Raw genomic sequence first — 14,774 nt, 5'->3', positions numbered from 1 at the left:
ATACTCAAAACGGTTGGAACCTGGACTTTTAGAAAATCACGAAAAACCTAGATTTGTAGGGGTAAAGCAAAAGCTTATTGGTGTCAACTTAACGTAAAACATCTATCCCGCAAACAACTCAAGTCGTCTTGTTCCCAGTCTCTGACTGGGAATGAATTCTAGAAGGCTCTACCTTCAATGATATTAGAGGCAGAGCCTCATCAACTGCATTCCTAGTCAGAGACTAGGAACGAGGTGTGGTAGGGATTCGTCTCGTTCCCAGTCTCTGACTGGGAATGAATTCTAGAAGGCTCTGCCTTCAATGATATCAGAGGCAGAGCCTCATCAACTGCATTCCTAGTCAGAGACTAGGAACGAGATGTGGTAGGGATTTGAGCTTAAGTTGACACCAATGAGCTTTTGCTTTACCCCTACCCGCTTAAATCAAATAATTAAGCCGTGTTGAGTATAATTGACGGGTAAATAAATTTTTCCTCTTCCTTCTTCTTTCGCGCTCTTTGCGTCCTTCGTGGTTCATTTCTTCTTTATCCGTCAAAATTTATTTGACAGACTACTAGGGTTTGCTGAATAAGTTGTCTGTGAGGGCTAGAAGTATGGCTAACGCCACGCCACGCTATCAGCAAACCCTATCTAGAAAATCAAATATCATCAGGACGGATACCTAATGCTCTTAAATAAACCACTAACTTTTCCTATTGCCACTCACAATTTAATAGTATCGGGTTTTCATGCCCTATCAGATCCCATTAGAATCAGTGTTATAGAACTTCTGCGTCAGCGTGAACTATGTGTATGTGATTTATGTGATGCTTTAGAAATAAATCAATCAAAACTTTCTTTTCATCTCAAAACCCTCAAAGAAGCAAGTCTAGTAAATTCCCGTCAAGAGGGACGCTGGATTTATTACAGCTTGAATATTTCCCAATTTCAGATTTTAGAAGCATATCTGGGGGAATTTCGCCTCAATTCTGGACTTTTATCCCCTCGTTCCTGTGGTGAATAGTTGATTTTTATTTCTCGTTCCGGCGTTGCTGAATCGAGGTATGAAATTCCCAAATTGAATCTTTAAAACTCAAACCTCAGTGCGTCTTTGCGCCTTTGCGTGAGACTAAAATTCATACCCTTAATCAGCAACGCCAAATTTTTAAATTAATGTCAATGCAGGATTTATCCTGCCTCTAGCCTTCATCCCTTGTCTAAAGCACAGATGTAGCTTCCTAATGAACGCAAATTTAATAACCTGCAATTCTGATGTAACCTGGAATGGTGCGTTACGCTGTCGCTAACACACCCTACTTTTGCACCTTATTTAATTCACATTCCTAAGTCAGCTACATCTTCAAGGGTTTTCGGCATTTCCCTTATAAAACAAATCCCTGCAACCTTGGAAGATTACAGGGATTTATTTTTAAATTTGGTGGCGGGAAGTGGATTTGAACCACTGACCTTCGGGTTATGAGCCCGACGAGCTACCAGGCTGCTCTATCCCGCGTCGCTTTCGTCGCGTTTCTCTCGACTCCTTTAATATAGCGCGAAGTCAAAAGTTTGTCAACTACAAAAGCGATAATTCTCCAATTACTTCCAAACGCTTGTATTTCCCCAGGTTCATAAATTTCTCAGACAGACTTTGGGCAACGTTGGGAGTAATCCAACCCATTTGTTGGAGGATGTGAATAGCTACGGCATATTTGGCGCGTTTTGAGCCATCCATAACTTTAATAGCTAATCCCATGCCTTCACCAAGTCTGCCTATACACTGTACTCCTTCTGCCCCAGATTTACTAACCAGTTCACCAGGAGTTAGACGCATCAATTCTGTATCAAATTCCCCTTCACCTGCTACCATTGTGGGGTGATGATTCATGGCGCGGACAATGCGTTCCATATCTATGCTATTGCTGGAAGATAAAACAGCATATAGTGATGCCATTTGACTGAGTTGCATGAGATAGGTAGGTGCGCCGCAGTCATCATGGGCGGTGAGAAATTCTTCCGCTGGCATTCGCAACAATTCGGCTATTTTAGTAATAATTAACTGTTGGACTGGGTGTTTACGATCCAAGTAGTTAGTTAATGGCCAATGGCGTTGCTGACAAACAGCTAACATTCCCGCGTGTTTACCAGAGCAGTTATATTCTAGAGAACTACGTTTATCTTTAGGGATTGGGCAATGCAGGGAATTGATGTCAATATCTGCCCGCCACAGAATGTTAAATACCTGTCTCACCTGTTCCATGCTGCCTTTGTGGGAACTGGTGATGATTGCTAAGTCTCGATCGCTCAAACCATAGCGTTCCATTGTGCCTGTGCTGGTGACAGCCAGGGCTTGAAATGGTTTGAGGGCAGAACGGACAAATGCGGCGGTTTCAGCGTTACCAGCAACGGAAAGTACCCGTCCCCGGTCATCACTAACTACAGCCTGGACTATATGCCGAGATTCGATAATACCTTCACGCAGCAACCGGACTTCCAGTGCTGCGGCTTGAGTTCGTTTTCCCATTGTCATGGGTTTATATCTATTTTGTGAATTGTCAGTTGTCGGTTGTCGGTTGTCGGTTGTCAGTTGTCGGTTGTCAGTTGTTTTACCAATGACTAAGTAGTGAGACAGAATTAATTACACAATGTCATTGCGTAAGCGTTGCGTGGCGTTAGCCATATGGAACGAAGTGAAATGAAGCAATTCCAAGGGTTGTGATTGCTTCCCTTCGCTCGCAATGACTGTAAATATTTTTGTCCAATTACTTAATGACTAATGACCAATGACTAATAAGTATTTACAAGAAATGCCAAACTACAGTACCAATAAGATACATTAGAGCCAAGGCGGCAAGGGTAATTTGCAAGCGTTGGAAAATGGGTTTGATTTCGTAGGTAACAATTAGGCGATCGCGGCTCATGACTTCTTGGGGTTTTGTCCAGGTTTGTCCGTCGTACCAACCAGATTCTTCATAAAATACGGTGGGACTGTAAAGGCGATCGCGCACATAGAACCAACCTAAATATAACCGTACCAATACTAGCACTACAGTTACACTAGCAGCACCAGATCCACAAAGAAGAAAATTAAAAATCTGCTTTTGGGGAGGAAAGCTGGCTGCTGCCACAGGTCCGGCTATTAACCAAGACCAAGCCCAAATCCAAAACATTTTTTTGGTGTAGTTACCCCAACTTAGGGTACTATCTCGAAATAGCCAAGCATTTTTTAGCTCTTCGTACTCATTCAGCGGTTGTTGTTCCGTAGGAACTGGGCAATTCGCTAGAGAGGATCGCATCATATTGGTTAACCCCCAACATTATCGGAGTTTGGTATGGGAATACGTTCCGCGTGTCCCCAGAACGCTTCTAAATTATAAAACTCCCGTTCCCTTGGCATCATGATATGGACGATAACATCACCATAATCTTGGAGTACCCAAGTTCCCTCGGCTTTTCCTTCGGTTCTGAGGGGTCGTCGTTGCCAGTCAATTTCCACTTGTCCGGCAATTGCGTCAGCGATCGCTCTTACTTGTACTTTAGAGTAACCAGTCATCATCACAAAGTAATCGGACAGGTAAGAAATTTCTGCCACATCAAGCAGGACGATTTCTACAGCCTTGCGGTCTAAAGCCGCCTCAGCAATGGTTAAAGCTAAATTTTTGCTTGTAGCTTCTGTGTCAGTTTTAGGTTTGCTCACAGCGTTTTTTGTCAATGGGAAATTCCCTCTTAAAGATTCAGTCATTAAACCTCATGTATGTTTTCATGGAAGCAAATACTTATTCAACTTGCTTACAAATATCTGAACTGCAATTGTATGAATAGGTTTTCTCTAAATAGTAACATATTCTACAGTTGATTACTTCCTGAACAAGGGGAACGGGGAAGGCGGAAAAAAAGAGACAAATTAGCTGCAAAGCCATATTTTTCTGGATTGGTGGCAACACTGCCCCTTGGAAGCGGCTGAGTTTTCCTGTTCTCTGTTGCTTCCTGTTCCCTTTCATAAAAATAAGCCCAAGCCGATTGATGACTTGGGTAAATTACATAGATAAATTTGTAAATTTAGTTTAGGAGTAGATAATCTAAACAGCCCCACTGTTTTTATTAAACAAAATGGCAATGGTTTTGAAAATTAACTTTAAATCGTAAACTAAAGTCCAATTTTGCTGATACTGTAAATCTAACCGAATCACATCTTCAAAACTCCGCACTTTAGAGCGACCGTTAACTTGCCATTCACCAGTCATGCCCGGTTTAACGTCCAAACGTTGCCATTCTGGGACTTCGTAGCGTTCTACTTCATCAGGTGTAGGTGGTCGAGTCCCGACTAAACTCATTTCCCCTTTGAGAACATTCCAAAATTGAGGTAGTTCATCGAGACTGGTACGGCGTAAAAATTTACCTACTTTAGTAATTCGGGGATCATTGTCGTTTTTAAAGAAAGCACCTTCGGCTTGGTTTTTGATTTGGGATTTTCTGGCTTCGGCATCTACACACATAGAGCGAAATTTCCAAATTGCAAACCGCTTACCCATCCAGCCACAACGGGTTTGCTGAAATAAAATCGGACCGGGATCATCAATTTGAATGGCGATCGCTATGGGAATAAATAAAACAGATGTAATTATTAATCCCACCAATGATCCCACAATATCAATAGCCCGTTTCATCCAAGATGCTACGGAGTTATGAGTTTGGGGAAGTGGATCTACTTTGCGAGAATTATTTTTTCTGGTATCTGTTAAATCACCTGTTGCTATTAATGTGAGGTCATGAAGAGACTCAATGGGAAATACCTGATCTAGTCCCGTCAGATTTAAAACTGCCATGACTTGGGGTGTCACATGACGCAATGTTACTTTAATTCCCTTTTCTTGAGAATTTTTAAAGTTACTGACTAAAGAACCTAAACCACTACTGTCCATAAAAGTAGTATTTTGAAAATCAATGAAAATTTGCCTAGGTGGGACATCCGCTTGAATTAAATTTTGGCAAGTTTGTTTAAAATTGACAGCTTCCAGCACAGTTAACCTCACTGGAACTTCCAAGATTGCTGCGTCTTCTAAATAAGTCACTAAAAAATCTACTGATATGGGTTGGCTACTCATAAAACTCTGGACTTTAGTTGCCATATATAATCTAATTTTCTCAACGTTATTTTGCTTTAGAAAAACAATTAACCTTACCTTTAATCTGTCTGATGAATCACAAGTTGATAGATTTTTAACGATTAGAGAAAATATCACCAATCAAGCTTCACAATAACAGCGATTTATAAAGTTTTGGCTGTTGTGAATATGTCGGATTTATTTAAACTCCGTAGGTAAGTAGGTGAACCGAAAAATTTAAAGGTATGTGAAGAAAAGTAAAATCGCCCAAAACTCTCTCCCTGTTCCCAGTTAAGAGTTCCCTGTTCCCTTGCCCCAACGACAATTTTTAACGCCAACCTACTTAGGTATTTAGAATTTATCCAAAAAGAAAAGAAATCGGCTGTGATACAATCAAGAGCATAAAAACCCCTAGAGATTTTTGATTTCCTCAATGTATTTTACAAATGTCTCTAACACTAAATTAGAGGTATTTGTAAAAATAATTGTCTTCCAAAGTACAGTTGTTAAAAAGTTAGAATGGGCAGTTTTATTAGTTGCGAAGGTGAATGATGGGATTCCGGTATTTTTGTAATCTGTGACTTTCTAAATTATAAAATATTGCAGCGATTAGATTATTTAAAAATTTTTGATGAGCGAAATAAGAAAGTTTGATAAAGTTTTAATATGGCGTGAAGAAGTCAGGAACATAAATCTATATCCTTGTGGGGTGGGCAACACCCAACCCACTGGTACCGCAGAGCGGAAGTCAAAAGTCAAAAGTCAAAAGTCAAAACGAGTACGAGATAGGCTTTTGGGTGATTGAGAATGGTTGGTTTATTTACGCCGTTGTCTACTAGCTATGAAGATTTTACAGACCAGAATCCTCATTCCTCGATTTAGTTTTAGCTTTGTTGGCGCTCCGTTTGAGAGCAGAAAGTCTGGCTTCATACCGAGAACGCTGACGTTTGCTAGGAGTGTTTTCCACCAAAGTTTTTAAGGCACTACCAAGACTTTTATAGGCGTTAGGTAAACTATAGCCAAAGCGGGTTGCTAGAGCGATCGCTTTTTCGTCCGCATCCAGCAATTCTTTAACTTGTTTACCACCATTATTTTTTTGATATAATCGCCAACCGGACACGCCACAGAGCGCCATAGCTAATACTAGCAATAATCCATCTTGTACCCACAACTCACCTACAGCACCACCCAAACCAATAGCTAGTGCTGCCATTTCCCAACCATCTTTGGGAATTGTGTCATTTTGAATGCGAGCAACTTCGTGCCAAAACAGCAAATTGCGCTGATCCATTGCGAGAGCATCCCACTTTACCAAGTCAATTTGAATTTCTACTTGGTCTTTGCCAATTTCTTCACAACGAATCAGGGATGGATTAACCTCTATTGTGCCTTCAACTGTTACCCAACTTTGCAATTCTGGGGGTAACAAGCTTTTTAACCGCCGGAGTTCACTCATTTCTGCTTTAGCAGAGGAGGTTGCATAGGATGTCATAAAAATCCCGCCTTACAAAATTTCAGTATATGATCAGGTTATCACTTTGCAGTCTAGCGATTTCAGTAGTTATTCGCCTTAATCATCGGCAAAACTACCGCGTTTTTTCCGCGCTTCCATAGCTTTTTCTAGGAGTTCTAATAATCCAGGAGCTTGTTCTTGAATACTCAACAATAATCTTTCTCCTAAGTCTAGATTGCCCGGATCTTCTCCTGTTTCCATTACCTCTTGCAAACGCGGTAGGGCAATGGTATCCACAATTTGGATTAATCCGCTCAGACAACGGTTAAATTGTCTCTCGGTGAGCATGGAGTCTTCCAGGGGAAATTCGATGATAGCGCGGATTTCACCATCGGATGGATCATATTCCCATTGCAGCATTTTGGTTTCCCAGGAAATAGCCAGCATCGTCTGGAGGATAGCATCTTTATGGGGATGGTCTTTTACTTCCGCTAAAACTTGGGGTGCAAACAGCCGAAAAAATTTTCCTTCCTCGTCCAGTTGGACAACTATCAGAAAATCTTCGATATTTTCCGCTTCAACACCTGTAATAATCCGGTCTTCTTTTTCATCAATACGGTAGTCCCAACCAAGATTATCTAGATACTTGGCTATTTGTTTGAGATTTGCTGCCATAAAAGCCTCGTAAGGAACAGTACAAGAGGCTGTCACCAAATCTATTTTAACCCGCTAGGCGCATTTACTCAATTATTGCTGTAATTTCTGCCTCAACTGCATTAATACATTTGTATTGATACAGTCGGAGTTGCCTTAGTTGCAAAACTTAACATAGTTGCTATTCCAGACTTTTTTCTAATATGTATCCGCACTTTGGTAAACTTAAAAACTGAAATAGCTAAGAAAACGACGCTAAGAAAAGTAATTTAAAGGGGATACTCGTGGAAAATACACTTGGGTTAGAGATTATAGAAGTAGTTGAGCAAGCGGCGATCGCTTCTTCTAAGTGGATGGGCAAGGGCGAAAAGAACATTGCTGACCAAGTAGCAGTGGAAGCGATGCGCGAACGGATGAACAAAATCCATATGCGTGGTCGCATCGTTATCGGTGAAGGCGAACGGGACGAAGCTCCCATGCTTTACATTGGCGAAGAAGTTGGTATCTGTACTCAGCCAAATGCTGCAAGTGTCTGTAATGTTAATGAACTTGTAGAAATTGACATTGCTGTTGACCCTTGCGAAGGGACAAATTTAGTAGCTTACGGACAACCCGGTTCAATGGCTGTTTTGGCAATTTCCGAAAAAGGTGGTCTATTTGCTGCTCCTGATTTCTACATGAAGAAACTCGCAGCACCCCCAGCAGCTAAAGGTTTGGTTGATATCAATAAATCAGCTACAGAAAACCTGAAAATCCTTTCTGAGTGTCTAGATCGTGCCATTGATGAACTTGTGATAGTAGTGATGAAGCGCGAGCGCCACAACGATTTAATCAAGGAAATCCGTGAAGCTGGGGCTAGAGTATCACTAATTTCTGATGGTGACGTAGGTGCTGCTATATCCTGCGGTTTTTCTGGTACTAATATTCATGCTCTCATGGGTATCGGTGCTGCACCCGAAGGTGTAATTTCTGCTGCTGCAATGCGGGCTTTAGGTGGACACTTCCAAGGACAACTTATCTACGATCCAGCAGTAGTGAAAACTGGATTGATTGGTGAAAGCAAAGAAGCCAATATTGAGCGTCTCAACTCTATGAATATCACTGACCATGATAAAGTCTATGATGCTCATGAACTCGCATCGGGTCAAAACGTTCTGTTTGCAGGTTGTGGTATTACCAGTGGTAATCTAATGGAAGGTGTCCGCTTCTTCAAGGGCGGTGCGAGAACTCAAAGTTTAGTTATTTCTAGCCAGTCTAAAACTGCTCGGTTTGTGGATACCATTCACATGAATGACGCACCCAAGGTTGTGCAATTGCACTAAAGACTAGGTACTGGTGATTGGTGATTGGGAACGAAAAGACGATTACCAATTACCAGTTACCAATTACCCACTACCATTACCTATTACCTATTTAAGAAATGAATATTGCAGTGGTGGGGTTAAGCCATAAAACAGCCCCTGTAGAAGTTAGAGAAAAATTAAGTATTCCTGAACCACAAATTGAAGGGGTAATTGCTCATCTTCTGGGTTATCCTCATATTGATGAAGTCGCTATTCTCAGCACTTGTAACCGGTTAGAAATTTACATCGTCAGCAACGAAACCACTCAAGGTATTCACGAAGTTACTCAGTTTCTTTCTGAATATAGCAAACTGCCGATTATGTCTCTACGACATCATTTGTTTATGTTGCTGCATGGTGATGCAGTTACCCATATTTTACGGGTTGCGGCTGGTTTGGATAGTCTGGTTTTGGGTGAAGGTCAAATTCTCGCCCAAGTTAAAAATACCCATAAACTGGGACAGCAATTTAATGGGATTAAAACCATTTTAAATCGGCTATTTAAACAAGCTTTAACAGCAGGTAAACGAGTTCGTACAGAAACTAGTATTGGGACTGGTGCAGTTTCCATCAGTTCTGCGGCTGTAGAATTGGCACAGATGAAAGTAGGAAATTTATCTACTTATCGGGTATCTATTCTCGGGGCTGGGAAAATGTCCCGGTTATTGGTACAACACCTAATTTCTAAAGGTGCAACTCAAATTAGTATTGTTAATCGTTCTCGTGGCCGGGCTGAGGAATTAGCTAAACAGTTTTCAGAACAACCTATACAAATCCATCTCTTGCCAGAAATGATGTCAGTGGTTGCCGCTAGTGATATTGTATTTACTAGCACTTCTTCGACTGAACCCATTCTAGATCGTGCTAAGTTGGAAACGGTGTTAGAACCAAATCAACAATTGATGTTATTTGATATTTCTGTCCCCCGCAACGTGGATGCAGATGTCAATGAGTTGGCGAATGTCAAAGCTTTTAACGTGGATGATTTGAAAGCAGTTGTCGCCCAAAATTATGAAAGCCGTAGGCAAATGGCGCAAGAAGCTGAGAAAATTCTGGATGAGGAAGTAGAAGCTTTTGATATTTGGTGGCGGAGTTTGGAAACTGTTTCCACAATTAGTTCTCTACGAAATAAAATAGAAACTATCCGCGAACAAGAGTTAGAAAAGGCTTTATCTCGCTTGGGTTCAGAATTTGGCGAAAAGCATCAAGAGGTAATTGAGGCTTTGACAAGAGGAATAGTCAATAAGATTTTGCATGATCCGATGGTGCAATTACGCGCCCAGCAAGATGTGGAAGCTAGAAGACGATGTATGCAAACTCTGCAAATGTTATTTAATTTGGACGCTGAGGAACAGTTTAGCTGAAATTATCAAGAAACAGGGAAATGTTATGCCATTCCTGGGATTGTTCCCTGTTTTACTGGGGTTTTGCGTTAGCTTTTTGGGTCGCTGTTGTGCTTTTTTTCTCTTTTTATTTTAATTCTTTTAACCCTCTTACTGATCTACTTAATATTTATTAATAGGCGTTGCTGATTAAGGGTATGAATTTTAGTCTCACGCAAAGGCGCAAAGACGCACTGAGGTAAGAGTTTTAAAGATTCAATTTGGGAATTTCATACCTCGATTCAGCAACGCCTATTAATAAAATTGCTCAAACAACAATGAGAGAATCTGACCTATTTTTCCCAGCCATACTCTCTAATCTCAAAATAACGTAGTATACTGGGGTTAATCGTATTTAACCGAAAGATGAAATACCTAACCCCAGAACAAGTTTACAAACAATTTGGCTATCACCCTAAGACGACGGCAGAATGGGCTGACTTAGGGAAAATAGAATGTATCCGTTCCCCTGGGGGACACCGGAGATATCCAGAGTCAGCCTTTATCAAAACAGTTCCAACGGATAAAGAGCGGGTTCTTTACGCCCGTGTCAGCACAAAAACCCAGTTGTTAGACCTTGACACACAAATAGAATTTTTAGGCAAAACTTACCCAGGATGTCGAGTCGTCAAGGATGTTGCTAGTGGCATGAACTGGAAGCGGAAAAACTTTCTTAAATTAATGACTCAAGTTGCCCAGAATCAAATCTCTGAAATTGTCGTGGGACATAAGGACAGGTTATGCAGATTTGGTTTTGAGTTCGTTGAGTGGTTTTGCAACCTTCACGGCTGCAAAATTGTTGTGGTGAACAATGCCAAGCTATCGTCGCACGAAGAGTTGATGCAGGATTTTATGGCTATCATGCACTGCTTTTCCTCCAAACTTTACTTTCTTCGGGCTTACAAGAAAAAAATAGCCGAAGAGCAAAATATTCATGAAACAAATAGTAGTCAATGTGAGTCAATGGGGGTATAATAGTAAAAGACGTAGCAAACCAAGTCCATGAAACTCAAAGTAAAAAATCAGTTAACCGTTACGAGAATCGCTATTTTACGGACTGAAAAACTAAAGACAGGCACAGGAAAAATTTGCGGAAGTTGAAGATTGGATTCATATCGGTAATGTATAAATTACTTACCCAATTCCTCAATATTCTTCATTGCTTGTTGATATAAGTCCTTATTTCCTTGTTTGTCAAAAATAGCTGCTGCCCGCTGTAAATCTTTTAATGCACCCCGTTTATCGCCAATTGCGGCATAGGCGTTACCGCGATTATTAAAAACAGCACCAAAATTAGGATTAATGCGAACAGCTTCATTATAATCGGAGATTGCTTTTTGCTGTTCTCCTCTTGCAGCATAAGCATTACCCCGATTATTATAGGCTACAGCATATTCCTGATCAATCCGAATCGCTTGAGTATAGTCCTCTAACGCCCCATTCTTATCACCTTGGTTAGCACGGGCATTACCTCGATTATTGTAAACCTCGGCAGATTTTGGTGCAATGCTAATTGCTTGATTATAATCCGCAAGCGCTCTTCTATAATCTCCGATAGAAGCAAAAGCATTAGCACGATTATTGTATGCTTCCGCATCCTTGGGATTGAGACGCAATGCCTGATTATAATCCGCGATCGCTCCCTCTTTATTACCAGTATCAAAATAAACTAATCCCCGCCCCTTAAATGCTGGTGCATACTCAGGATTAAGACTAATAGATTTACTATAGGCAGCAATAGCCGCTTGGGAATTACCTTTAAGATGTTGAGTTTGTCCCTGAACATAAAATTCCCCAGCTTTAGATGCTCTCCCTATCTGTGGATTGGGGGTACTTGCTCCCCTTTCCGTTACTAAAACATCTTGATTATTACTGCAAGAAACGCAAATAATACCACTGAAAATTGTAAACATTGCTATAGTGAATGCCCTGTTTACTCCTCGCTGTTTTTGTGTCAATAACTGCCATTTCATAATTTACCAAAAATTGCCATCTTACTGGGAGTAAATCATTCACTAAATTACTTACTTCTGCAATATGTTTGCTTTTTGATTAATATTCAAGTCAAATTATAAAATTCCCTGAAGTTATTGAGAATTAATGAATAAATTTATCCAGCCAATCACCGCATATTAGTAAATATTAAAAATAGTTCCCAGTTAAGAGTTCCCTGTTCCCTTCTCTCAATTTCTCGGTTTAGCATAACAAGTACCGAAGAGCCTAAAATCCTTACTATCTAGATTTATATTATTACTAGGTTCCCGCTGATAATTCTGTTAATTTTGTTAGCACTTTCATGAAAATTTTCATACCAGTATTCGGAAGTATGATTAAAATTAGTTCACAGAGTTTTTCAATATTTGCTCTTAATCTTCCTGATATTCCTGATTTTTAGGAGTGACTTTCCAATAAGTATTTGTATCAACATTTACAGTTAACTTTTCCAGATTTACCCCCAAATTTTTGCGAATATCTTCAGTTAAAGTAATAGTAAAATCTAAATCAACACCTTGATTTTCTACTAAATTTACCAATTCCTGAAACTGAGTTTTAAAAGTTTTTCGCTCATAACTTGTTAGTTTACAATGCGATGTTTCGGCAATATTTTGGACTAACATCGCTTTTTTTACCCGTTCTTGTAAATGCTCAAATTCTGACTTAAGTATTTTTTGTTGCTGTTCAATTTCTCTATATCTAGCAGTCAATAAGTTTAAATCTTCCTTAATTGGATCTACCTGAAAATTAGCCTCTAATTCTAATAATCGTAAATATACTTGAGCCAAATAAATACAATCAAGATAAGCATATTCTAGTTGTGCTTCAGTTAATGGTCTTTTTCCCCAATCACTCCTTTGTTCTTGTTTATCAATATCATGAAAATTACAAAGTTCAGTTGCTAGAGTTTTCAGTTGATAATTAGGTAACGGTAGTAAATAAATAGGAATTTTCTTAGCCATTGCCAAAGTACAGGTAATATTTTTAGCTCTTTTACCTCCCAAATATTGCACATCATAACCAGCATTATGAAAAACTTTTTCAATAGCATCATTAGTCATAATCCTTTCCACAAAATCAGCAATTATATCTGATTTATCGAGAACGTCTAACAAATAAACACTATTACCAGTCATATCCTCAGGATTATCCAACACCTGAATTAGTGATAATCTAGGATTACGAGTTTTATAATCAGCAACTTCTGTATCTATCCACAGAGTTTTAGCTTTGCTATGTTCAGTAATTAGGGAACGAATTTCCCCAGCAGTGATAAGATAAGGCATGGGTAGATGTCGGAAAATATGACTTAGTTATAGTTTTCTAAAGTAACATTTTATGACTAATCATGCTGACAAGTGCTGACCCCTAATTATGATAATATTTCTCCATAACTTGTGCCAATTTGCCAAAATATCTCTTTTGATGCCATTTTACCCTGGATTTATCACCAAAATTCTCAAACCCTCGTAGAATCTGGATTCTGGAGTTTCACACTGCATCAAAAATCAACCCAGTAAAAAATGCCGGAAACCGATTCTCTATACGGGTTATAGAAATTGCGATTACATTGTTCGTGAGAAATACGGGTTAAGTCAATATTGATCCTGTGCAGAAAATTTGCCATGAAAAAGCCCAGGAATTCATTCCTGAGCTTTTGTTAAACCTAATTATCCTCAAGGCGGATATTTATCGGCCTTAAATCTATGGATATTAGTAACGGTTACGGCTTCCACCGCCGAAGTTCCCACCACCCCGGTTTCCACCACCAAAAGGAGTACGTTCTTCTCTTGGTTTAGCTTTGTTCACTTTTAAATCACGTCCCATCCATTCAGCACCATCAAGGGCTTCAATGGCTTTTGCTTCTTCTGCTTCTGATTCCATTTCTACGAAACCGAAACCGCGAACTTTACCAGTTTCTCGGTCGGTAGGTAGCTGAACACGCTTTACAGTGCCATACTCCTTAAAAATTTCGCTCAAGCCGTCTTGGGTAACGTCATAAGAGAGGTTGCCTACATAAATTGACATAGATTTTCTCCAAAATCATAAGAGTGTAGAGATTTAGATTTCGGAGAAAAGTCTGTAAATACCAAAGGGAAAAAGCCTATCAATACTAAAAACAAACGAGGTCCACCGAATTACTTCTCGACTCCCATTATTGCATAATAAATGATATATCAACGGGTAAATTCCAAAAACTTGATAAAATATTTTTTTATACCTCAATTAGCGAACTGCTTGCAGCAGCACTTCCCTATCGCCGCATCAGCTTTTTAGTGCATTCTCTCGTTATACTAAATTTAACTATTTTTAGATGACAATTCCGAGGTTTTCAGCCTATTTCCTCATAAAATTGTCAATAATGAATCTAAAGGCTCAATTTTAGGTTTTTTGTTCATGTTGCACTTTAAACATTCCTCAATCATTAACGCACCAGTTGAAGTAGTTTGGAAATTCCACGAAAGACCAGATATAGTCCAAATACTCACTCCACCTTGGCAACCTGTACAAATCGTTAGACGTGAAGGTGGGCTAGAAGCCGGGGCAATTACAGAATTTCGGCTTTTTCTGGGTATTTTACCTTTAACTTGGTTAGCACGGCACACAGACTATGAAAAATATCGCCTATTTACCGATGAACAGATATCTGGACCTTTTGAGTCCTGGGTACATCGTCATGAATTTACAGAAGAAAACGGCAAAACTAAATTAACCGATAATATTACTTATGCTATGCCCGGTGGTGATGGCATAGAATTTATGAGTGGTTGGTTAGTGCAAGCACAGCTAGAAGCCATGTTTCGCTATCGGCATTATGTGACTAAACGCGAATGTGAAAAATGAACAAAAAAAACGCTCCCCATAA

Annotated in this window: 14 protein-coding genes and 1 tRNA gene; 5 read left to right on the top strand and 10 right to left on the bottom strand. The window is 39.8% G+C overall.

The features are described 5' to 3' along the window. Positions 1 to 664: 664 nt before the first annotated feature. Positions 665 to 1,003 carry a metalloregulator ArsR/SmtB family transcription factor gene (locus FJR37_RS17965; RefSeq protein WP_052149807.1) on the top strand — a complete coding sequence of 113 codons (339 nt, stop codon included), beginning with the start codon at positions 665 to 667 and terminating at the stop codon, positions 1,001 to 1,003. 412 nt (positions 1,004 to 1,415) lie between these two features. Here the strand turns inward: FJR37_RS17965 and FJR37_RS17960 are convergent. From FJR37_RS17960 to FJR37_RS17930, 7 genes are all read right to left on the bottom strand, one after another. Beyond that, positions 1,416 to 1,492: transfer RNA gene (locus tag FJR37_RS17960), tRNA-Met, on the bottom strand. A gap of 60 nt (positions 1,493 to 1,552) precedes the next feature. Then, positions 1,553 to 2,506, bottom strand: coding sequence for an asparaginase (locus FJR37_RS17955; RefSeq protein WP_168466708.1), 954 nt, complete (start codon positions 2,504 to 2,506; stop codon positions 1,553 to 1,555). A 268-nt stretch (positions 2,507 to 2,774) separates the two neighbouring features. After that, positions 2,775 to 3,275, bottom strand: a complete 501-nt coding sequence (locus tag FJR37_RS17950) for a CGLD27 family protein (RefSeq protein ID WP_039200637.1) — start codon at positions 3,273 to 3,275, stop codon at positions 2,775 to 2,777. Between the two features lie 5 nt (positions 3,276 to 3,280). Further along, entirely contained in the window at positions 3,281 to 3,718 is a 438-nt protein-coding gene (gene rsfS, locus FJR37_RS17945) for a ribosome silencing factor (RefSeq protein ID WP_039200636.1), read from the bottom strand. Between the two features lie 337 nt (positions 3,719 to 4,055). Then, entirely contained in the window at positions 4,056 to 5,105 is a 1,050-nt protein-coding gene (locus FJR37_RS17940; RefSeq protein ID WP_168466707.1) for a sugar transferase, read from the bottom strand. A gap of 826 nt (positions 5,106 to 5,931) precedes the next feature. Beyond that, entirely contained in the window at positions 5,932 to 6,573 is a 642-nt protein-coding gene (locus FJR37_RS17935; RefSeq protein ID WP_039200635.1) for a DUF3318 domain-containing protein, read from the bottom strand. Between the two features lie 78 nt (positions 6,574 to 6,651). Then, positions 6,652 to 7,209: a hypothetical protein gene (locus FJR37_RS17930; protein WP_027404079.1), complete on the bottom strand. Its 558-nt coding sequence runs from the start codon at positions 7,207 to 7,209 to the stop codon at positions 6,652 to 6,654. 263 nt (positions 7,210 to 7,472) lie between these two features. Between FJR37_RS17930 and glpX the strand changes: the two genes are divergently transcribed. The 3 genes from glpX (at position 7,473) to FJR37_RS17915 (ending at position 10,888) form a co-directional block, all read left to right on the top strand. Next, entirely contained in the window at positions 7,473 to 8,510 is a 1,038-nt protein-coding gene (gene glpX, locus FJR37_RS17925; protein WP_039200634.1) for a class II fructose-bisphosphatase, read from the top strand. A gap of 98 nt (positions 8,511 to 8,608) precedes the next feature. Further along, positions 8,609 to 9,895 (top strand): glutamyl-tRNA reductase, encoded by a 1,287-nt coding sequence (locus tag FJR37_RS17920; protein WP_039200633.1) that lies wholly within the window; start codon positions 8,609 to 8,611, stop codon positions 9,893 to 9,895. Between the two features lie 384 nt (positions 9,896 to 10,279). Next, positions 10,280 to 10,888, top strand: coding sequence for an IS607 family transposase (locus FJR37_RS17915; RefSeq protein ID WP_168466706.1), 609 nt, complete (start codon positions 10,280 to 10,282; stop codon positions 10,886 to 10,888). 155 nt (positions 10,889 to 11,043) lie between these two features. Here the strand turns inward: FJR37_RS17915 and FJR37_RS17910 are convergent, their stop codons facing one another. The 3 genes from FJR37_RS17910 to FJR37_RS17900 form a co-directional block, all read right to left on the bottom strand. After that, the gene (locus FJR37_RS17910; protein ID WP_039200631.1) at positions 11,044 to 11,886 is read right to left on the bottom strand and encodes a tetratricopeptide repeat protein; all 843 of its coding nucleotides are present in this window, start codon (positions 11,884 to 11,886) and stop codon (positions 11,044 to 11,046) included. Between the two features lie 393 nt (positions 11,887 to 12,279). Then, complete coding sequence (locus FJR37_RS17905; RefSeq protein WP_168466705.1) at positions 12,280 to 13,194, bottom strand: ribonuclease D; 915 nt, start codon at positions 13,192 to 13,194, stop codon at positions 12,280 to 12,282. A gap of 427 nt (positions 13,195 to 13,621) precedes the next feature. Next, positions 13,622 to 13,936, bottom strand: a complete 315-nt coding sequence (locus tag FJR37_RS17900; protein WP_168466704.1) for an RNA-binding protein — start codon at positions 13,934 to 13,936, stop codon at positions 13,622 to 13,624. Between the two features lie 369 nt (positions 13,937 to 14,305). On the opposite strand from FJR37_RS17900, the gene FJR37_RS17895 reads away from it, so the two are divergent. After that, entirely contained in the window at positions 14,306 to 14,752 is a 447-nt protein-coding gene (locus FJR37_RS17895; RefSeq protein WP_053539960.1) for an SRPBCC family protein, read from the top strand. Positions 14,753 to 14,774 lie beyond the last annotated feature (22 nt).

Origin of the sequence: Aphanizomenon sp. UHCC 0183 (assembly GCF_009712065.1) — a bacterium.
Taxonomy (GTDB): domain Bacteria; phylum Cyanobacteriota; class Cyanobacteriia; order Cyanobacteriales; family Nostocaceae; genus Dolichospermum; species Dolichospermum heterosporum.
The sequence above is the reverse complement of the archived record's forward strand: the minus strand, read 5'-3'. Positions and strand labels throughout refer to the sequence as shown.